The sequence below is a fragment of the Rhizobium sp. NXC24 genome (assembly GCF_002944315.1).
GTDB lineage: Bacteria > Pseudomonadota > Alphaproteobacteria > Rhizobiales > Rhizobiaceae > Rhizobium.
Genome location: NZ_CP024311.1, coordinates 2,487,159 through 2,507,271 on the forward strand (window position 1 = coordinate 2,487,159; position 20,113 = coordinate 2,507,271).

The 20,113-nt window shown below is 59.4% G+C and carries 20 protein-coding genes; 6 read left to right on the top strand and 14 right to left on the bottom strand.

What is annotated here, in order from left to right; genetic code table 11:
* Window positions 1-8: 8 nt before the first annotated feature.
* A complete protein-coding gene (locus NXC24_RS12270; RefSeq protein WP_104823537.1) occupies window positions 9-278 on the bottom strand; it encodes a DUF2164 domain-containing protein in 270 nt (89 codons plus the stop codon).
* A gap of 140 nt (window positions 279-418) precedes the next feature.
* Here NXC24_RS12270 and NXC24_RS12275 point away from each other — a divergent pair, with 140 nt between their 5' ends.
* On the top strand, window positions 419-1,141 hold the full coding sequence (locus NXC24_RS12275; protein ID WP_104823538.1) for an AzlC family ABC transporter permease: 723 nt from the start codon (window positions 419-421) through the stop codon (window positions 1,139-1,141).
* 2 nt (window positions 1,142-1,143) lie between these two features.
* Window positions 1,144-1,455, top strand: a complete 312-nt coding sequence (locus NXC24_RS12280; RefSeq protein WP_104823539.1) for an AzlD family protein — start codon at window positions 1,144-1,146, stop codon at window positions 1,453-1,455.
* Between the two features lie 53 nt (window positions 1,456-1,508).
* On the opposite strand, the gene NXC24_RS12285 is transcribed toward NXC24_RS12280, so the two are convergent.
* The gene (locus NXC24_RS12285; protein ID WP_104823540.1) at window positions 1,509-3,344 is read right to left on the bottom strand and encodes an aminopeptidase P family protein; all 1,836 of its coding nucleotides are present in this window, start codon (window positions 3,342-3,344) and stop codon (window positions 1,509-1,511) included.
* A gap of 341 nt (window positions 3,345-3,685) precedes the next feature.
* Here NXC24_RS12285 and NXC24_RS35475 point away from each other — a divergent pair, with 341 nt between their 5' ends.
* Window positions 3,686-3,826, top strand: a complete 141-nt coding sequence (locus NXC24_RS35475) for a hypothetical protein (RefSeq protein ID WP_181316075.1) — start codon at window positions 3,686-3,688, stop codon at window positions 3,824-3,826.
* Window positions 3,827-4,059: 233 nt separating this feature from the next.
* On the opposite strand, the gene NXC24_RS12290 is transcribed toward NXC24_RS35475, so the two are convergent.
* From NXC24_RS12290 to NXC24_RS12300, 3 genes are read right to left on the bottom strand one after another with little or no spacing between them, the layout of a single operon-like run.
* Entirely contained in the window at window positions 4,060-4,938 is an 879-nt protein-coding gene (locus tag NXC24_RS12290) for a 50S ribosomal protein L11 methyltransferase (protein ID WP_104823541.1), read from the bottom strand.
* A 20-nt stretch (window positions 4,939-4,958) separates the two neighbouring features.
* The gene (locus tag NXC24_RS12295; protein ID WP_104823542.1) at window positions 4,959-6,107 is read right to left on the bottom strand and encodes an FAD-dependent monooxygenase; all 1,149 of its coding nucleotides are present in this window, start codon (window positions 6,105-6,107) and stop codon (window positions 4,959-4,961) included.
* Window positions 6,108-6,115: 8 nt separating this feature from the next.
* Window positions 6,116-6,718, bottom strand: coding sequence for an SCO family protein (locus tag NXC24_RS12300; protein ID WP_104823543.1), 603 nt, complete (start codon window positions 6,716-6,718; stop codon window positions 6,116-6,118).
* A gap of 423 nt (window positions 6,719-7,141) precedes the next feature.
* Here NXC24_RS12300 and NXC24_RS12305 point away from each other — a divergent pair, with 423 nt between their 5' ends.
* Window positions 7,142-7,606 (top strand): chemotaxis protein CheW, encoded by a 465-nt coding sequence (locus NXC24_RS12305; protein WP_104823544.1) that lies wholly within the window; start codon window positions 7,142-7,144, stop codon window positions 7,604-7,606.
* A 435-nt stretch (window positions 7,607-8,041) separates the two neighbouring features.
* On the opposite strand, the gene NXC24_RS12310 is transcribed toward NXC24_RS12305, so the two are convergent.
* From NXC24_RS12310 to NXC24_RS12330, 5 genes are all read right to left on the bottom strand, one after another.
* Window positions 8,042-8,533 (bottom strand): CreA family protein, encoded by a 492-nt coding sequence (locus NXC24_RS12310; RefSeq protein WP_104823545.1) that lies wholly within the window; start codon window positions 8,531-8,533, stop codon window positions 8,042-8,044.
* A 107-nt stretch (window positions 8,534-8,640) separates the two neighbouring features.
* Window positions 8,641-9,084 carry an SRPBCC family protein gene (locus NXC24_RS12315; protein ID WP_104823546.1) on the bottom strand — a complete coding sequence of 148 codons (444 nt, stop codon included), beginning with the start codon at window positions 9,082-9,084 and terminating at the stop codon, window positions 8,641-8,643.
* Between the two features lie 52 nt (window positions 9,085-9,136).
* A complete protein-coding gene (locus tag NXC24_RS12320) occupies window positions 9,137-9,460 on the bottom strand; it encodes a metalloregulator ArsR/SmtB family transcription factor (protein WP_104823547.1) in 324 nt (107 codons plus the stop codon).
* Between the two features lie 120 nt (window positions 9,461-9,580).
* Complete coding sequence (locus NXC24_RS12325; protein WP_104823548.1) at window positions 9,581-10,570, bottom strand: NAD-dependent epimerase/dehydratase family protein; 990 nt, start codon at window positions 10,568-10,570, stop codon at window positions 9,581-9,583.
* 15 nt (window positions 10,571-10,585) lie between these two features.
* The gene (locus NXC24_RS12330) at window positions 10,586-11,797 is read right to left on the bottom strand and encodes a glycosyltransferase family 4 protein (RefSeq protein WP_104823549.1); all 1,212 of its coding nucleotides are present in this window, start codon (window positions 11,795-11,797) and stop codon (window positions 10,586-10,588) included.
* A 387-nt stretch (window positions 11,798-12,184) separates the two neighbouring features.
* On the opposite strand from NXC24_RS12330, the gene NXC24_RS12335 reads away from it, so the two are divergent.
* Window positions 12,185-12,721 (top strand): GNAT family N-acetyltransferase, encoded by a 537-nt coding sequence (locus NXC24_RS12335; protein WP_104823550.1) that lies wholly within the window; start codon window positions 12,185-12,187, stop codon window positions 12,719-12,721.
* 39 nt (window positions 12,722-12,760) lie between these two features.
* On the opposite strand, the gene ligA is transcribed toward NXC24_RS12335, so the two are convergent.
* Window positions 12,761-14,914, bottom strand: a complete 2,154-nt coding sequence (ligA, locus tag NXC24_RS12340; RefSeq protein ID WP_104823551.1) for an NAD-dependent DNA ligase LigA — start codon at window positions 14,912-14,914, stop codon at window positions 12,761-12,763.
* Window positions 14,915-15,276: 362 nt separating this feature from the next.
* Between ligA and NXC24_RS12345 the strand changes: the two genes are divergently transcribed.
* Window positions 15,277-16,044, top strand: coding sequence for a CDP-diacylglycerol diphosphatase (locus NXC24_RS12345; protein ID WP_245463850.1), 768 nt, complete (start codon window positions 15,277-15,279; stop codon window positions 16,042-16,044).
* 105 nt (window positions 16,045-16,149) lie between these two features.
* Here the strand turns inward: NXC24_RS12345 and recN are convergent, their stop codons facing one another.
* The 3 genes from recN to lpxC form a co-directional block, all read right to left on the bottom strand.
* Complete coding sequence (recN, locus tag NXC24_RS12350; protein ID WP_104823552.1) at window positions 16,150-17,823, bottom strand: DNA repair protein RecN; 1,674 nt, start codon at window positions 17,821-17,823, stop codon at window positions 16,150-16,152.
* 12 nt (window positions 17,824-17,835) lie between these two features.
* Entirely contained in the window at window positions 17,836-18,705 is an 870-nt protein-coding gene (locus tag NXC24_RS12355) for an outer membrane protein assembly factor BamD (RefSeq protein WP_199773476.1), read from the bottom strand.
* Window positions 18,706-18,995: 290 nt separating this feature from the next.
* Entirely contained in the window at window positions 18,996-19,952 is a 957-nt protein-coding gene (lpxC, locus tag NXC24_RS12360) for a UDP-3-O-acyl-N-acetylglucosamine deacetylase (RefSeq protein ID WP_104823554.1), read from the bottom strand.
* Window positions 19,953-20,113: the final 161 nt, after the last annotated feature.

The following is a 20,113-nucleotide window of genomic DNA, read 5'->3' on the forward strand; positions in this document are numbered from 1 at the left end:
GATGTCGCTTAGCGCTTCGCCTGACGTGAATGGTTTTCCGCTTCCCTCTCCAGCAGATAGATCGCCTCGCCAAAATCCTCCATCTTGGTCATCAGCGCCGCATGGGCGTCGCGCAGGCCCTGATTGTAGAAATGCGGACCGATTTCCGTGGCGAAGAAATCCAGCAGGAATTCTGCCGGCAATGCGCCGATCGTCTGGTCGAGCTCATCGGCGAAATATTGCTGAAGGCGGGCGACGATCGCGGCTTTTTCCTCTTTCGGGAAGGTAATCTTTTTCATTCATTGCGCTCCGGCGTTTTAGAAGCAAATCCAATCGGCTAGTTCAAAGAAATCAATTGTCCCATCAAGGAAATTGAATTGCCGAGGCTCCCCCCGCAGCTTACAGCTCGAAAAGTTTTCCATAAAGGACAAAGCGGGCGATGGGTCGCGCGGATTTTTTTGAGGGGTTGAAGGGTGGTATTCCCATCGGCCTTGCTGCGGCGCCGTTCGGCGCGTTGTTCGGGGCCTTGGCGCGCGATCAGGGCATGTCGCTCGGTGAACTCACCCTGATGAGCGGCACCGTCTATGCCGGCGCCAGCCAGATGGTGGGCATTGAGCTATTCGGCCACAATGTCCAGGCGTGGCTGATCGTTCTGTCGATCCTGGCGGTCAATTTCCGCCATGTGCTCTACTCGGCCGCGATCGCCCGTTACATCAGGCGTTTCTCGCCAATTGAAAAATTCTTAACTTTCTTCCTGCTGGTCGATCCGCAATTTGCCGAAACGATCAAGCGCGCCGAGAGCGGCAAGCCGGTCACCTTTGCCTGGTACTTCGGTTTCGCAGCGATGATCTACGTTCCCTGGGTGGTGATCAGCCTCATCGGCGGCATGCTTGGCAGCCTCGTCGGCGATCCCAAGACGATCGGCCTCGATATTTTGCTGCCGATCTATTTCCTCGGCATCGTCATCGGTTTCCGCAAACGCGACAATTTCCTGCCCGTGGTGATTGCAAGCACCGCCGCCTCGGCCATCGCCTATCGCTATGTCGGTTCGCCCTGGCACGTCAGCATCGGCGCCTTTGCCGGCGTGGCCCTAGCAGCCATGCTTCCGCCGGTCCGGTCGAACCGCAAGCCCGACCTCGCGACTGAAAATCACGAGGTTTGACCATGACCGATTTCGATCCGCATATGGTTCTGCTGATCCTCGCCGCCGCCGTCGTGACCTACCTCACACGCATCGGCGGCTACATCCTCATTACCAAGATGACCCGCATTCCTCCGCGCGTCGAGGCGGCGTTAAATGCAGTGCCGGCCGCCGTCCTCACCACGCTTGTTGCACCAGCCTTCTTCATCGGCGGCTGGGATACGAAGGTGGCGATGGCAGCGGCGCTCGTGGTGGGCTTGCGCTTCTCGCCGACGTTCATGCTGATCGCCGGCTGGATCGTCGTGATGATTTGGAGACATCTCGCCGGCGTCTAGCACCGACAAATGCGATGCCTGCCCTGCCCTTGACGGGCGGAATAGGCCACCCCTCAGTGACTTAGAGCCAAAGTCGCTTTCTCCAGCCAGACGCGGATATCCTTGTCATGGATCAGCGGCATCAGCGCTTCACGGGTTCTGGCGTGATAGTCGTTCAGCCAGTGCAATTCATCGCGAGTCAGCAGTTCCGGCAGAACGAGGCTGCGGTCGATCGGGCAGAAGGTCAGCGTTTCAAAGCCGAGCATCGGCATGTCACCGCCCTCGATCTCCTCGGAATCGCGAATATAGATAAGGTTTTCGATGCGGATGCCGAAATGGCCGGGACGGTAGTAACCGGGCTCGTTTGACAGGATCATGCCGGGCAGCAGCTCCTGCGTCGATAGCCGCGAGATACGCTGCGGTCCCTCGTGCACGGAAAGATACGAGCCGACGCCATGGCCGGTACCGTGAGCGAAATCCACGCCCGCCTTCCAGAGAGCAATGCGCGCCAGCGGATCGAGATCGCAGCCGCGCGAGCCTTTGGGGAAGCGCGCCGTGCTGATGGCGATCATACCTTTCAACACCAGCGTAAACAGACGCTTCTGCTCCTCGGAAACGGTACCGATGCCCACCGTACGGGTGATGTCGGTTGTGCCATTGATATATTGCGCGCCGGAATCAATCAGAAACAGCTCGCCGGCCTGGATCAGCCGATCGCTAGCCGTCGTAACGCGATAATGCATGATCGCCGCGTGTTCGCCCGCACCGGCAATAGTGTCGAAGGAGATATCCTTCAGCGGGTTCTGCATGCTCTGGCCGACGCGCGCACGGCTTGCCTCCAGCCGCTCGGCGGCGGCGATTTCCGTCACCGTGCCGGGCTTGCTATTGTCCAGCCAATAAAGGAATTCCACCATGGCGGCCCCGTCCTGCAGATGAGCAGCGGCCGAGCCGTTGATTTCCGCGGAATTCTTGCGCGCTCGCGGCAGCCGGGCCGGATCGGTGCCTTCCACCACCTCGCCGCCCTCACGGCGGATGATGTCGGTCAGCGCATAGGAGGCGAGATCGGGATCGACGAGAATGCGGCGGCCATTAGCAGAGGCGGCAGCCAGATGCTCGACGAGATCGGCCGGCGGCAATTGTTTGCAGATCTGCGCTAGATAGGCCTCTGCCTCGACCTTAGTCTTGCGCTTGTCGAGGAAAAGCTCCGCTTCACCCTCGGCATAGATGATGGCGCGGGCCAAAGGGTGCGGCGTATGCGGCACGTCGTTGCCGCGAATATTGAAGATCCAGGCGACCGAAGACGGATCGGTGATAAGCGCCGCCTTGAGATTCTTGGCCTTCAGATCGGCCGCAATGGCCGTCAGCTTGTCTTTGGCAAGGACACCAGCCTGCGCGATATCCTGGATAATGACGCCGCCGAGCGGCTCGGCCGGCCGGTCGCTCCAAAGCTTGTCGAGCGGATTATGCGGCAGGAAGACAAGCTTGCCTCCTATCCCCGCCAGCGCCTTTTCCAGCCGCCGAACCTCCGCGCCGGTGTGCAGCCACGGATCGATGCCGAGCCGGAAACCCTTCGGCGCGTTGCGGGGCAGCCAGACATGCGGCGGCTCGTCCACCAGATCGCCGCCGGTGAAGACCGATCTGTCCACCTGCTCGGCAAGCTGCGTCACATAGCGGCCGTCGACGAAAACCACGGCCTGTGACTGTGTCACCAGCGCAACACCCGCCGAGCCAGTGAAGCCCGTCAGCCAGGCCAGACGCTCTGAACATCTGGGCACATACTCACCCTGATACTCATCGGCACGGGGTACGAGGAAGCCGTCAATACCAAGATCGCTGAAGGCGGCCCGCAGACCGGTGACGCGCTCGCGGCCGAATTGCGGGGTGGAGGTGACGTCGAAAGACTGGAACATGGCTTAATCCGAAATTGATCGAGAATCCGCGAAACTGAGTGGTGCCAGCATGTTAGAGCATGATCCCAGGAAGTGCGAAACGATTTTCGGGCCAGATCGCGTGCTGTTGAACAGGCAGAAACTCCCGACTGATGGACACTCAAACAAGGGAAGTCGTGCGTTAACGAATCCGCCCATTTCGTGAGCAAAGCGAATAGATTGTGACATCATCGCGACGAGCAATATGCAGAGACTGCATAGCTCCCATGAAGGACCCCCACTGCCGCGCGAAAGGGCGAGTCATTATATGGAGCGCATCAAACGGGGTTCACGAGGAACCCACTCAAACAAGGACTATGAAAATGCCAATCTCTCGCTCCGTATATGTTAGCCCGGCGCTGGCAGGCGAGCGTCGCACCGTACGCCACTCCATCGGCGCGCTTCGTCAGCTCGAAGTCGAAACGTCGAAGGCAATCGGCGCAAACCGTGGCGGTCGCCACTAACAGTTATAAGACTACGCGTTCGTATTTGGATCGCGGTCCGGAACTCCTCCTCCCTACTCGGATCGAGACCAGAACGGTAGAGCCTGCTTGAGCACTCCTCCACACGCTCGCGGGCAAGATCGGTCAAATACCGATCTGCAAGGCGGTGCCTCGGCACCGCCTTTTGCATTTTAGCTCCACGGTAAGGTCCCACTCCCCGCGCGGGAATGGATTTGGGCAAGGGGCGAAGGATTCTAAGGCCGGTCGAGATGGATGGTGACCCAGCCGTTGCGCCAGATCGTGCGCACATGGCGCATCCTTGCCCCGTTGTAGGCGGCCAGTACCTTCCAGCGTTGCTCGGCAAGGATACCCGAAAGAATCACCGAACCGCCGGGCGCAAGATGGGCAACCAGTTGCGGCGCCATTCTGATCAGCGGCCGCGCGAGAATATTGGCGATGATCAGGTCGAAAGGCCCATGGCGGGAAAAGGCCGTGGAATGAAAGCCCGGCGCCGTCTCCAGCGCGATACCGGAGGCTATACCGTTGCGGCGAACGTTTTCGCGGGCAACACGAACCGCAACCGGATCAATATCGGTGGCGAGAACCGGAATATTGCGCAGCTTGCGCACGCCGATCGCCAGCACCCCGCTGCCCGTGCCGAGATCGAGCGCATTGCGCACCCGCCGGCTGGCGAGCACTTTTTCGATCGTCTCCAGACAGCCGGCTGTCGTGCCGTGATGCCCCGTACCAAAGGCCTGGCCGGCATCGATCTCGATGGCGATATCGCCTGACCCCACCTTGTCGCGATCATGCGAACCGTGCACTAGGAAGCGCCCTGCCCGAACCGGCTTAAGCCCCTCCAGCGACTTTGCGATCCAATCGACATCGGGAATGACTTCCCTTTCAATGACGAGTTCCGGAAACGCCGGCTTCAGCACGCTCGCAAAACGGGCGTGGACCTCTTCTTCGTCGTCTGCATAGAGATAGATCGAAGCTTCCCAAATATCCTTTTTCTCATCGATCTCGGTGGTGGCGATCGGCAATTCTTCGTCTTCGAATACCGGCGTCATCAGATCGAGAATCTGTTCGGCCTTTTTTTCGGTCGTCGTTACGTAAAGGCGGATTTCACTCAAGTCTTCGTTCTCTCTTGCTCTTATTCGGCCCAGTCGATCCACGGCGGCTTCGGCGTGTCATAGCCGGCCACACTATGAAGCAGTCCACGCCGCGCCGGTCCGAAACGCAGAAGCAGCGGCGCGAGCAGATTGCGTGCGGCAATCGCCAGCGGATTTTTCATAGTGATCAGGCGGGTCAGACCATAAGTCTGCTTCAGCACCTGTTTCACGGCTGGAATTCTGAGCGCCGAATACTCCTCTTCGCGGCCTTCCGCAATGAGCCAGGCAAGCCAGCAGGCATCCTCTATGCCGAGATTCATACCGCGAGCGCCAGCGGGCGAGTGAATATGGGCAGCATCGCCCGCCAGGAACACGTTACCCTTGGCCATCGGCTCGACATGGCGGAAATTGATACGGAATTGCGAGACCCAGGTCTTTTCGGCAACCGCCTCGGGATGAACGATGCGGCTTTCGAAATCCTCCAATGTCGAGATGTAGCGCAGCACATCGGCGGAGACGGGCAAACGCCCGACCATGCCGGGATCGCAAAGCGTGATCTCGGCGAAATGCGCATCCACCGGTCTCGCATACCGAAAATCGGCGAGATAGAAATAAGCCTCCAGCGCCTCGCCAGGAAAGCCCGCGCCAAGCGCCTTGCGAACGGCCGAATGCGCGCCGTCGGCACCAATCAGGATGTCGGGACGAACCGTCTCCGTGGCCCCATCCGCGTGCCGCAGCGTCACCTCCGGCTTCTGAAGATCGGCGATCTTTCCCGCCACGACCGCCGTTTGCCACTCCGGCGCAATGCCGTGCGCAGCCAGCGCCTCGATCAGCAACCGCTCGGTCACCCCTTGCGCCAGAGCATGAACCGCACCGAAACGACCCGGCAAGCGCCTGGTATCGACATCGGCAAGGATCTTGGCTCCAGAGCGGATACGGAAATGCGCAATGTGCTGCGCGGTCGCAAGGATGCGTTCGGTGAGGCCGGAGGGCGAAAGCAGTGTCAGCGTGCGGGCATTGATGCCGAGAGCCCGGCTCTCTTCCAGAGGCGCCGGCCCTTGGCCGTCATCGATGATGCGCGGGACGAAGCCGCGGCGGGCAAGCTCCAGGGCCGCAGTCAGGCCGACCGGACCTGCGCCCGCAATCAGGACGGATCTGGATTTCCTGTCTCCCCCGGCTCCGTCCGCCATCGGCGCTCCTACCCTTTCTTGATCAGGTTCTGCAGCTTCTTGACGGCTATATCCGCGTTTTCGTTATAGGAGATCGTGCCTGCAAAGCGGCCGGCGGAATCGAGCAGGAAGACCGAAGCGGTATGATCCATGGTATAATCGCCATTTGGATCTTTCGCGTCGAGCGGCACTTTCTTGGCAAAGACCCTGAAGCCCTTGACCATGTCCATCACCTTGTCGGCGTCACCCGAGATGCCGGTGATGCGGGTCGAGACGTTGGACACATACTGGTTCATGATCGCCGGCGTATCGCGCTCTGGATCAACGGTCACGAAATAGGCGTTGAGCTTCGTCCCATCCGGATCGACCTGCTTCATCCAACCATCCAGCTCGAACAAGGTTGTCGGGCAGACATCGGGGCAATGCGTATAGCCGAAGAAAAGCGCCGTCGGCTTTCCGCGAAACGCCTGATCGCTGATCGATTGACCATTCTGCGCAACCAGCGTGAACGGCACCCCGTACGGCCCCTCACCCGCAGCTTCCGGGGACTTGGTGATGCCAAAGCTCAACCAGCCCAAAAGCCCGGCCACAATCACCACGGCTACCCAGACAACAATCCGCATCGTCTTCATCGCTGTTTTCCTCACCACGCCATCCGCGGCTCGATATGTGGGACGCGCAGGCGATCATTTCGAGGGTTTAGCGGGTTGAAGTGGAGGACGCAATTCAACAAGATGTTTTCGGGCGTTCGGAGATCAAGGCCTCACGGCCTTACAGTTCTGTATCGGCGCAAAGATGCAGAATCCACCCTGCCGTTAAACCAATTCTAACCACTCCGCGCCAACATCGAAAAAGAGGCGAAGTCCGACTCGCCAGCCGCCGGATACGCGGCAAACCGATCTTCTTTTAGAAGGGCATGACGCCCGCCGGAGCAGCCAAGCGTTTTTTAAGCGCCAAAGCCACCGGATGCTGCCGCAGCCTTCAGCCGCTCCAGCCGATCCCTTTTCAATCGCTACCGCCGCCTGCCGCCGGCGCAAAACGGGAAGTTCTCAACCATGACGAATGCCATCAAACAATCGGGCGCCTATCTGGAGATCGTCTCCTTCCACCTCGGCGATCAGGAATTCTGCATTGACATCATGGCCATCCGCGAAATCCGCGGCTGGGCGCCGGTGACGCCGATGCCACACACGCCACCCTATGTACTTGGCCTGATCAACTTGCGTGGCGCAGTGATCCCGGTCATCGACATGGCCTGCCGCCTCGGCATGAAGATGACGGAACCGTCAGAACGCTCCGCCATCATCGTCACCGATATCGCCGGCAAGCTCGTCGGCCTGCTCGTCGAACAGGTCTCCGACATGATGAGCATCAAGAGCGAAGATCTGCAGCCGGCGCCGGAAATCATTCCGGAAATGCAGCGCGCCTTCTGCCGCGGCATCGTCGCGCTGGAAAAGACCATGGTCTGCTTCCTGAACCTCGACACGGTGATTGCCGACGAGCTGGCCCAGGCCGCTTAATTTCCAGACAAAACCGCAAAAGAAAATCGCCCTGGAGCAAAAGCTTCAGGGCGATTGTGTTTGTGGGACCGTCGTCGGCAGGGGTGTTGCCGGTGCGCCGGTCGCGCAGGCCGTGAACAGATGGAAGTGGCACTTCCACGTTCGCCCTAGAACTGCACCAAAACGGCGCAATCCGAAAGCGACCGAGACGTCCTCAGTGACCAAAGAGCAGGACTTTTTTTGGTACAAACCCCTTGACGGTTGTTTATGCGGTATCCCGGTAATCTTACTAGCCGTGAACTTTCAACAGCTTGCTCATTCCGTCGCCGCGCGAAACGCTGAGCTTATCGATATTTCAGTGATTCTTGGGATGCCGAATGGGCATCACTAAGAAAGCTCGCCCGATGCAAACCGGTCTCTCCCTGGCAGCCCTATACCACATGAAAACGGGATGCTTTAGGGTTTGCCGTTCTTCCAGGTGACATTCTGGCCGAACAGCGGAATGGTCGAGATCGCCATTTTCGCCGACCCGTTGGTCAATTCGCGCGAATGGACGAGATAGATCAGCGTGTCGTTCTTCTTGTCGTAGATCCGGTCGACCACTAGCTTCTTCCAGATCAGCGACAAGCCGGCGCGAAAGACCTCCTCGCCGCCCTCCGACAGGCTGATGTTGCCGATCTCGATCGGCCCCGTCTGGCGGCAGGCGATGGAGTTGTTGGAAGGATCCTCAAACCAATTGCCCTTCCTCAGCCGGTCGATGACGCTGCGGTCGAAATAGGTGACGTGGCAGGTGACGCCGGACACTTCCGGATCCGGCACGGCATCGACCAGAATGTCATTGCCGGTCCAATCCACCCCAACCTTGCCGACAATTTCAGCCGAAGCGGAAACGGGCGCCAGAGCCAGGAACGACGCGGCAATAGCGGCATGCAATTTCAGTGACGTCATCGAACATCCTCCAACATCGCCGCCGGTCGAACCGCGGCCCCGCTAAGGTAAGGTGGCGGTCTGTGGATGCAAGGGACGCCGGGCGCCATAGAAGCGCCTGTTGTTCCTCATTTTTCTTTCAACACGACCTCGCCGGTCTCCAGAAGCGATTTGAGGTTGGAGAGAATCTTCGGCCAACCGCCGGAAACGGCGCCGATGAACTTGGCGTTTTCCAGTTCCATCGTATGGGTGACGGTGAACTTGACCGAATCCCCCATGGGCTCGATGTCCATCACGCATAGCGACCAGCCTTCGGCCTTCAATTCGGGCATGAATTCGTTTCGCCATTTGATGGCCAGTCGCTTCGGCGGATCGAAGGCCTCGATCTCGCCGGTGTCGGTGACCCGCCCGTCGGGGTAAGTCATCTTCCATGGCGAGCCGACCTTCCAATCGGTCTCATGCTGGATGTTGAACCAATATTTCTTGATGAACTCCGGCGTCGTCAGCGCCGTCCAGAGCTTGTCGGGCGTGGTGCGGATGTAGGTGACATAAACGAAGCTGCTTCCGGTCATGACATTTCTCCTCGCGTAAGGTGATTTGCTGCGCACGGTGATCTGGCGGCAACTATTGGCCGCCATCGCCCTCCAAAGCCTTCTTGAGAGCGGAAAGAGCGCTCAATTGGCGGCGCTCGAATTTGTTTATCCAACGTTCGGCGATGTGATTGATCGGAACGGGATTGATGAAATGCAGCTTCTCCCGGCCCTGCCGCTGTGCGGATACCAGGTTCGCCTCTTCCAGGATGGCAAGGTGTTTCGCCACCGCCTGGCGCGTCATCTCCAGCCCCTGGCAGAGTTCGCCGAGCGTCTGGCCGTTCTGCTCATATAGACGGTCCAGCAATTGCCGCCGGCTTGCGTCCGCCAGAGCTCGAAAAACCGCATCGTCGTTCATACCAAACACGGAACCATTTAGTTGCCTATTAATGATCTTATAGGCAACTATTTGGTTGCATGTCAAGTGACATGAGCGGAGGGTACGGCAGAAAGTCCGAGGAAGGGAAAACGTCGCGCGTCAGATGGCGATGGCGTATTGCTCCTGCTCCATGCGTAGATGATCGAGCATCCGCGCAATTCCCTCCTCCAGGCTGATGTGCGGTGCAAGCCCGTAGGAGCGCTGAAGGGCCGTATCGCCGCAGCGATAAAAAACGCCTTCAGGGCGATCGCAGAGGCCTTTTACGACAGGATTCCAGCCGATTTGCCGGGCGATGGTTTCCGCCAGCTCCATAAAGGAGGTAGCCCTGCCGGTCGAAAGGTTGAGGCTGGCGCCATCCGGCAATAATTCCTTGGTTTGCCAGATGAAATCGACGCAATCATCAATATGGATGAAGTCCCGGCATTGCCGGCCGGAACCCCAGACGAAAACTTCCGCAGCGCCTCTTTCGTCAAGCAGGCGCCGGCAGATGGCAGGGAACGGATAGGCAAGATCCTGATCCTCGCCGTAGCCGCTGAACGGCCGGTAAGCGACCGCGCGGCTGCCGTAACGCTCGACATAGAGCTTCATCAGATATTCGCCGGTCAGTTTCGCCCAACCATAGCTGAGATCGGGCACGCCGATGGCGGCCTCGAAGGAAATCATATCCTCCGAAAGCAGCCGATGGTTGGCGGCCGTCTGCAGCGAGACGGGATAAGCTGCGCTGGAGCTAAAGAACACGACACAGCCGGGTTTGGCGCGTGCCGCCCATTTCCACAATTCCGTATCCACCGCCAAATCCTCGGCAACGTCGAGCGAGCGCGCCTCCAGCGTCACGCGGCCGCCAACCAATGCGGCCAGGTGGAAAACATAGTCGAAGCGTTCCAGCGGACGGAAAAAGAAGGTCCGGCAATCCTCCTCGAAAAAGGTAAAGCGCGATCCGGGAAAGCGCTGCCAGAGATCGGGATGCCGTGCCCCAGTCCCTTCCACCAGTTGATCGACGCAGACGACATCCAACCCTTCGGCCAAAAGCCGCCTGATGAGATGCCTTCCGACAAAACCACAGCCTCCCGTTACCAAAGCCCGCGTCATGTGACTGATCCTTTTTTATTGAGCGAAGAAGCCGCTCCTGCCTGTATAAATATCGACCATGCGCCGTCCCCATTCCGCCTTGCTGGGCGCAATCCGCTGGCCAAGCGCACGCGCGCCTTCGCAAAGGCTCCGCATCAGCCGGTCGTCATCGGTGCTCGCCAAGCGTTCCGCCAGTGAACCGGCATCGCCGCTTTTGAAGACCAGCCCCGCGCCGTTCCGCTCTACCTCGGCGGCTATCAGCGCATTGCTGCTGACGATGACAGGAATGCCGGACATCAGCGCCTCGGCGGCTACTAGTCCATAGGGTTCGGGCATGCGGGAGGGCATGATGAAGACGCGCGCCTCACCCGCGAGCGCCGTCACCTCCTCGTCGGCCAGCCAGCCCGGAACCCAACAATGCGGCAATGCCCGTTGCATCTCATCGAGCAGCGGTCCGCGGCCAATCAGCGTCGCCGTTCGCCCGGTCTTGTTCAACGCGTCGGCGAGCGTTCGGACGCCCTTTTCCCAACACATCCGTCCCAAGAAGACGGTGCGGTGATTGCGCCAAGCCTCCACGGGCGTCGGCGTCAACGGCTCGGTCGGCGTGCGCAAGGTCAGAAAATGCTGCAGCGGCCCCGAGTGCAGATAGGCCTCCATGCTTTCATGCGCCAGTACGATGCCGACGCGGCTCCAGAACTCCTCGCCGACGCCGCGTTGTGTCAGCGTGCGGCGAAAGCGCCAGAGCTTGTGGAGATAGTTTCGCTTGTCGCAATTGGTCGCAAGACATGCTGCCGACAGCGGGCGGACATCGCAGACCGTTCCGCTCTGGAAATTGATCAACCCTCCGTTGGGACAACTCAGAAAGAAATCATGCGCTGTGATGATGACCTTGGCCTTGTGTTTGGCGAGCGCGTAGAAGATCGACGGCGAGAGAATCTGCGACCAGCCATGCACATGCACGACGGTCTCCTCGTCCGTTTCCTTCAACAGACCGTCCAACGCCTCGTAGGCCCGCTTGTTATAATGCTTTTCGAAGACGTCGGTGAACGTGGGGCCGTCGCGAAGGGGGCGTTCGCCAAGCGCAACCGTGCGGATGCCCGCAAAGCGCGGCTTCAGTCCTTCGCCGTCATCGCCGACCAGGATGGCGCAATTCAGCCCTGCTTGCCTGCTCGCATCGACGCATTGCAGCGCCACTTTAGTCGCACCGCCGCGAATGATTGAGACGTCATTGACAAGTATGAGACGCATGGAACCCGGCACTCACCCCACCCATATTGATTGGGACCGGACGAAAGGGATTCGCCTTTTACATCATGCCCCCGACGGTATTCAGCGGCCTGTTCCGTGGTTAGTTCAATTCATCCTTTGGTACTAAGGCGAGTGGCCGCACGGTATGCGCGAGTAAATTTAACAACGCGGTTGCTTTTGCTGGGGGAGTTGACTTCTGGAAAAAACCGCTGGAAGCTGCGCGCATGATCGCAAATCGCACAACCGTGATGCATATTCTCACCACCTCACCCCTTGCAGGGAGAGTGGGAGCAGCGTTGCGTTAAGCTGACTGCGATCCCTTTCAACCCTGCCGAGGCGAGCAGGGTTCGAAAGCTTTGCTCCCTCTTGAACCTCAAGGAGAGCAACATGAATTCCGGACAGCAAGATCCAGACGAGCGACGACGCCGAGAACCAGGCGGAGTGGAAATCCGCGCCGCGCGGCCATCCGACGCCGAAGCCGTAGCCTTCATCGCCAATCTGCCCGGCTATCGCGCCGGTACGCTACGCCTGCCCTTTCAGAGCGTGGAAGAAACGCGGCAATGGCTGGAAAAGCCCGCGCCCGCATCGATCAATCTCGTCGCCGTGCTCGACGGGCAGGTCGTCGGCAACGCCGGCATGCGCCGCCATTCCGGCCGGCAGATTCACACCGGCCATCTCGGCATGGGCGTCCATGACGATTTTACCGGCCGGGGCATCGGTTCGGCGCTGCTCGCCGCCCTCGTCGACGCCGCCGATAATTGGCTGGCGATCAAACGCCTGGAATTAACGGTCTATATCGACAACGGACCGGCTATTCGGCTTTACGAGAAATTCGGTTTCGAGACCGAGGGGCGGCTCAGGGCCTTTGCGTTTCGTAACGGCGAATATGTGGATGCATTCACGATGGCGCGTGTGAGGATATAGATGGCGACGGGCGGCGATCCTTTGATCCGCCGCCGTCGATCACCCCCCGATCAACCCCAGCCACTCATCCTCGGTCATGACCTGCACATTGAATTCTCGCGCCTTGTCCAGCTTCGAACCAGCGCCCGGTCCGGCGACGACGATGTCGGTCTTTTTCGAAACCGAGCCGGAAACCTTGGCGCCGAGACTTTCAGCCTTGGCCTTGGCTTCGTCGCGGGTGAACTTCTCGAGAGAACCGGTAAAGACCACCGTCTTGCCGACGACGGGGCTGCCCGATGTGGTCGGCCGTTCCGCCTCTTGCGGCCGCACCTCTTCAAGCAGCCGCGATATCACCGCGATGTTGCGCGGTTCCTTGTAGAATTCGACGATGGCGCGGGCCAAAACTTCGCCGATCCCCTCGATATTGTTGAGGTCGTTCCAGGCGTCTCCCGCAAGGGGCGCCGCCTCCTTCATCGCCACCTCGAAGGCTTCGTAGGTGCCATAGGAGCGTGCCAGAAGCTTCGCCGTCGTTTCGCCGACATGGCGAATGCCGAGCGCGAAGATGAAGCGGTGCAGAGCGATATCCCGCCGCTCGTTGATGGCTGCATAGAGCTTGGAAACGCTGACCTTACCGAAGCCTTCGATATTCTCCAGCTTGGCAAGCGAAGACTGCTGGCGCTTTTCCAAGGTGAAGATATCGGGCGCAGTGCGCACCTGCAGCGCCGGATCCTCGTTCTCGAAGAAGAAATCGATCTGCTTCGAACCCAAGCCCTCGATGTCGAAGGCATTGCGCGACACGAAATGCTTCAAATGCTCCGTGGCCTGAGCCCGGCAGATGAAGCCGCCGGTGCAGCGCGTCACCGCATCGACCTTGCCGGTTTTCTCATTGATGTCGCGCACCGCATGGCTGCCGCAGACCGGACACACTTTGGGAAATTCGTAAGGAGCGCTCGACGCTTCCCGCTTCTCCATCACGACGTCGACGATCTGCGGAATGACATCGCCGGCGCGCTGCACGATCACCATGTCGCCGACGCGGATGTCGCGGCCATCGCGAATCGGCTCGCCCTTGTTGCCGATGCCCTTGATGTAATCGGCATTGTGCAGCGTCGCATTGGTCACCACGACGCCGCCGACGGTGATGGGCTCCAGTCGCGCAACTGGCGTCAATGCTCCCGTGCGGCCGACCTGTATGTCGATGCCCATCAGTCGGGTGAAGGCCTGCTCCGCCGGGAACTTATGCGCCGTCGCCCAACGTGGCGAGCGCGAGCGGAATCCGAGGCGAGCCTGCAACTCCAGGCTGTCAACCTTATAGACAACGCCGTCAATATCATAATCGAGGTCCGGACGCTGAAGGCCGATCTCATCATAATGCATGAGGATATCGGCGACCGAATTCAGCCGCTTCATCAGCGGATTGACCGGAAAACCCCATTTCGCGAATGTCTGCACCATGCCGAATTGCGTATCGGCCGGCATGTCCGATATCTCTCCCCAGGCATAGGCGAAGAATTTCAGCTTGCGGCTGGCCGTGATCTTCGGGTCGAGCTGGCGCAGCGAGCCGGCGGCGGTATTGCGCGGATTGACATAGGTCTGTTTCCCCTCCGCTTCCATCTGCGCGTTCAGCGCCAGGAAATCGCTCTTGGCCATATAGACTTCGCCGCGCACTTCGACGATCGCGGGCGAGCCGGCCGGCAAGGTTTGCGGGATTTCCTTGATGGTGCGGATATTGGCGGTGACATTTTCGCCGGTCGTCCCGTCGCCACGCGTCGCAGCGTTCACCATCCGGCCGTTCTCATAGCGAATCGACATGGAAAGCCCGTCGATCTTCGGCTCGGCGGTAAAGGCGATCGACTGATCGGGCAGCCTGCCGAGGAAGCGATAGACGCCGGCGACGAAATCCTGCACGTCTTCCTGAGAGAAGGTGTTGTCGAGCGAGAGCATCGGTCTTGCATGCACGACAGGCGCAAAGGTTTCCGATGGCGCAGCACCCACCCGCCGCGATGGGCTGTCAGCGCGAATTAGTGCTGGGAAACGTATTTCGATGGCATCGTTGCGCCGCTTCAGCCCATCATATTCCGCATCCGAAATCTCCGGCGCATCCTGGCCGTGGTAAAGCGCGTCATTGCGCGCTATTTCGGCAGCCAGATAGGCAAGCGCAGCGGCCGCCTCTTCTTCGGTCAAATCTTCGACGGGCTTTTGTTCGCTGCTCATGGATTCGCACTCCCCGATTTCGGAGATGTTTTAGAGCACTTCCCGGAAAAGTGCGAAGCGGTTTTCCGTTCGGAACACGTAAGAACAAAGAGAAAAATCTGGAAGCCGACAACCGCGAAAGTGGCGTTCACGACAACTTTCCGCGACAAGCGGTCATTCGCGGTGTTACAAATTCCCTATTTCCGGCTTTGCCAGACAAAGATTCTGAAAATATCAGTGTCCGACAGCCGTAACGGAAATCTGCGCCGAATTATTGAGGTAAGTGGTTCTTCCGCGTCTGTCGCAGGCGATTTAAGGTAAGGAATTATGAGAGCCAGATCTTCGGAAATGATGGGCTCGTTAGCAAATATTCGGAATCACGCGTGAACCTTCGTCCTGTCGCTCTCTCTATTTCTCTCATTATCGCAGTCATCATCATGAGCTCATTCGTCAGCCGCTCTGCTTTGGGGTTGGTCGTTAGAGCCTGCGAAGTTAACTCCGTCCTGACAGGATCGCCGTATCCGTGCCTTAAAATAGTCCAGGCGCAGGATCCGCTATCTTCCTACGCCGTTCTTCGCGAGCCGACCGAAAAAGAGCGAACCATTCTTGCGCCCCTCGCCGATGTGCCCGGCATCGAAGACCCCCGCCTTCTGACCGCGGGAGCGCCGAACTATTTCGACGCGGCATGGAGAGAGCGATCAGCCGCGATCGGCCTGCGCACATCAAAGGTTTCGCCACAGGATTTTGCGCTAGCGATAAACGCTGCCAGTTGGCGCACGCAAGATCGGTTTCATATCCACATGGGGTGCGAGACACCGCGCTTTCGTGCCCTGCTGAAGACCCACACCGCAGAGATTGGAAGCGGCCGGTTTACAAAATTGAGGACCAACGCCGGTTGGTGGGCAACGTTCCATACGGCCGATGACCTCTCAAATTTGAACCCGTTGAAGCTTGTCGCAGACGGTGTTGAGGGAGCCCGCTCGAATATGAAAAATGTGGTCGTTGGCGTCTTTGGCGCCACATTACCGGACGGGCAACATGGCTTCTATATTCTGGCGAGAATAATCGGAGCAAACAAATCCCTCGGATCCGCAGAGGATATGATTGATCCTAAATGCCAAGTCCCGCTTTTGCGCAATGGCACGGGCTAGCTGATTGAGCCTCGTGCTCCCCATCGTTCGCTTCAGGCCAAAAAGGGCATCCCGGGCATCTGATAGATAAGACCGGAAAACCCGACGACGGTTTGCGTTCAGCGATCAGCCATTGCCCGCCAACAACCGCTTGGCGGCCGCCCTCGCCTCCTCCGTCACCGAAGCGCCGGCGAGCATACGGGCGATTTCCTCGGTGCGGTCCTTGGGAGCCATGGTGGCGACACGGGTGGAGATCTTCTCCGAACCGTCGGAGACCGGCCCCTTGGAGATCAGCAGATGCGTTGCGGCGCGCGCCGCGACCTGAGGCGCATGGGTGACGGAGAGCACCTGCACACGCTCGGAAAGGCGCTTCAGCCGCTGACCGATGGCATCCGCCACTGCGCCGCCGACACCGGTGTCGATTTCGTCGAAGACTAGGGTCGGCGCCGAGCCGCGATCGGCAAGCGCCACCTTCAGCGCGAGCAGAAAACGAGAAAGCTCGCCACCGGAGGCCACCTTCATGATCGGTCCCGGCCGCGTCCCCGGATTGGTCTGCACATGGAATTCGATGATATCGATGCCCTCGGCCGTCGCCTCATCGGCATCGGTGGTGATTTCCACCATGAAGCGCGCCCGCTCCAGCTTGAGCGCCGGCAGCTCAGCCATGACAGCCGCGGCAAGCGCCTCGCCGGCGTGATGGCGCCTGGCCGAAAGGCTGAGCGCGGCAGCATCATAATCAGCCTTGGCAGCGGCAAGCTCCGCATCCAGCCGCGCCAGTCTCTCTTCGCCGGCATCAAGATCGGCAAGCTCGGCGATCATCTTCTCAGCCAGCGCCGGCAAGCCGGTCACCGGCACGGAATATTTGCGCGAGGCAGCACGCAGCGCAAACAGCCGCTCTTCGACGCGCTCCAGCTCCCTTGGATCGTACTCGGTCTTGCGGAGTGCTGCTTCCACTTCCATCTGCGCATTGGAGAGCTGATCCAGCGCCGCGTCGAGCAGCGCCACCGTGTCTTCCAACAAGCCTGGCGCCTCGTGGCTCTTGCGTTCCAACCGTCGCACCAGCGAGGCGATATGCGGCACGGGTGAGGCATTGCCGTTCAGGAACTCGGAAGCTTCCGAAATGTCGCCGGCGATGCGCTCCGCCTTCATCATCCGCGAGCGACGCTCAGCCAGCTCGTCCTCTTCACCATCCTGAGGCGCCAGCTTCTCCAGCTCCTCGACGGAAGCACGCAGATAATCGGCTTCGCGTGCCGCATTTTCCACCTGCTCCCGCTGTTTCCTCAGCGTCCGCTCGGTATCGCGCCAGATCTTGTAGAGCCGCCCCACAGCTTGGGTTTCCTCGGCAATGCCCGCGAAGGCGTCGAGCAGCATGCGATGCGCGTCGGTATCGACCAGAGCGCGATCGTCATGCTGTCCATGAATTTCGACAAGAAGCTGACCCACTTGGCGCATCAACTGAACGCTAAGCGCCTGGTCGTTGACGAAGGCCTTGGTGCGGCCGTCGGCGGACTGGACACGGCGGAAAATCAGGTCGCCATCATCGTCGATGCCATTTTCGCGCAAAAGCTTGCGGGCAGCGTGCTGCATGCCGACGTCGAATACCGCAGTCACCTGGCCGCGATCCTCGCCATGACGCACGAGATCGCCATCGCCGCGCCCGCCAAGGGCCAGCGACAGACTGTCAAGCAGAATGGATTTGCCCGCGCCCGTCTCGCCGGTTAACACCGAAAGCCCGGTCTCGAAGGCGAGATCCAGCCGCTCGATCAGAACGATATCGCGGATCGAAAGCTGGACCAGCATGTGCGCTCAATCTCACGTCCCAAGAAGAAGTTTCTTGCCGGCCCTTGAAATCCAGGAGCCTTCGCTTTCACGCGGCTCGACGCCACTGGTCTTCAGAAGCTTGTAGGAATCTGCGTACCAGCGGCTGTCCGGATAGTTGTGGCCGAGAACGGCGGCTGCTGTCTGCGCTTCCGGAACGATGCCCATGGCGTAGTAGGCTTCGACCAGGCGCGCCAACGCCTCTTCGATCTGGTTCGTCGTCGGATATTGCTCAACGACGATACGGAAGCGCGCGATGGCTGCGAGGTAGTCCTTACGCTCGAGATAGTAGCGGCCGACCTGCATTTCCTTGCCGGCGAGCTGGTCACGGGCAAAGCGGATCTTCGCCTGTGCGTCGCTGACATATTGCGAGTTGGGATAGGTGCTGACGAGCTTGGACATCGCCTCGATCGTCTGCTGCGCGGCGCGCTGATCCTGCGTCACGTCGACGATCTGCTTGGCATAGGACGCACCGACGAGATACTGAACATAGTCGGCATCCTCGGAGCCGGGATACTGCTTTAGGTAGCTGTTGCCCGTCTGGACGGCGTCATCATATTGGCCGGTGCGATATTTGACGAAGGTGCTCATTACCAGCGCCTTGCGCGCCCATTCGGAGAAGGGCTGCTGCTTGTTGATGGCGTCGAATTTCTTGCCGGCTTCCGTCATATTGCCGGCTTTGATATTGGCCAGGCCCTGATTGTAGAGAGCTTCCGGCGGATCGCTCTCGACACCGAGCTTGGTGATGTCGATGTCCTTGTCCGTGTTACAACCCGTTACCACCGCACCGGTACCGGCCAGGAGAAGCGATACGAGCAGAGCCCGTGCTGTAATCTTCATGCTTTCAGACCCTGCAAAACCCATCGGATGACTGTCCCACTAGCCGTTGTTGCGGAAACGGCGTTCTCTCTCGCTGGCGTTTCTAGCCGCAAAAGCACCATCAGGGCAACGCAATGATGATGCATTAACGCATTTTTGTGGCAAAGACTGCGCGATGGCAGGCTTTAACTGCTGTATTGACAAGAGATTCCGCTTTCTGATTGTCCGAACGCAACGCTTTGACCGGCTTTGAAAGCATCCCTGACGAATCTCGCGTCAAAAAAAGAGCCGCCCCCTTTCGGGAGCGGCGACTCTGCCACCTGGGTTCCTGGAGGTCACGCAGACCAGGGGGCGAATTCGGGAGCATTGACGGCGACGAACTCGCGGCTATGCGCGCGCTGGCGCGGTGCGGAAGTCTCGACGACATCGTAAGCCGTGGGATCGCTGAGCAATGCCTTCAGCGCATTGGCATTCATGCGATGGCCGCCGCGATAGGAGCGGTAGCAGCCGATGAACTGCGCGCCAGCCAGCGCCAGATCGCCGACGGCATCCAGCGCCTTGTGACGGACGAATTCGTCCTTGGCATAGCGCAAGCCTTCGACATTGATCACCGTGTTGTCGTCGGAGATGACGACAGAATTTTCCAGCGAGGAGCCGAGCGCATGGCCCGAAGCCCAGAGACGCTCGACATCGCGCATGAAGCCGAAGGTGCGCGCACGCGACAGCTCGGCCTTGAAGGTCTTGGCTGTCAGATCGCCTTCCCACTTCTGCCGGCCGATCAACGGGCATTCGAAATCGATCTCGACTTCGAAGCGCGTGCCGTCATAAGGCCGGAACTCGCACCAGGAACCGCCGGCTTCGATTCGCACCGGCTTGGTCACACGAATATAGCGGCGCTTGACGCCGAGCGAGACGATACCAACCTGCTCGATCGCTTCGATGAAGGGATAGGAGCTGCCATCCATGATCGGCATTTCCGCACCGGAAACTTCGACGATGACATTGTCGAGGCCGATCGCATAGATCGCCGCCATGACGTGCTCGACCGTCGCGACGGAACGCGCCGGCGAGAAGCCGAGAACTGTGCAAAGATCGGTGTTGCCAACCTGCGAGGAAACGGCGCGCAGCTCTGTCACATCGCCATTGTCATGCATGCGCTGGAAGATGACGCCGGTACCGGCTTCGGCTGGATAGAGCGTAATCGACACATTGGCGCCAGAATGAACGCCGATACCCGAAAGTGTCACAGGGCTTGCAATGGTGGTCTGAAAACCCAGCAATCCGATTGCCATATAAAATCTGCCTTCGTCTATCTGTCCCAGACCGGGCGGTCATCTTTGGATCCTGCCCTCATCGCTGGTTCAGTCTGTTACCTATTCCGCGAATTCACATGCAATCATTGCTGGATGCGATTCCGCTGGCTCGCTTGCTACCTAAATACGCGCGAGGGCAC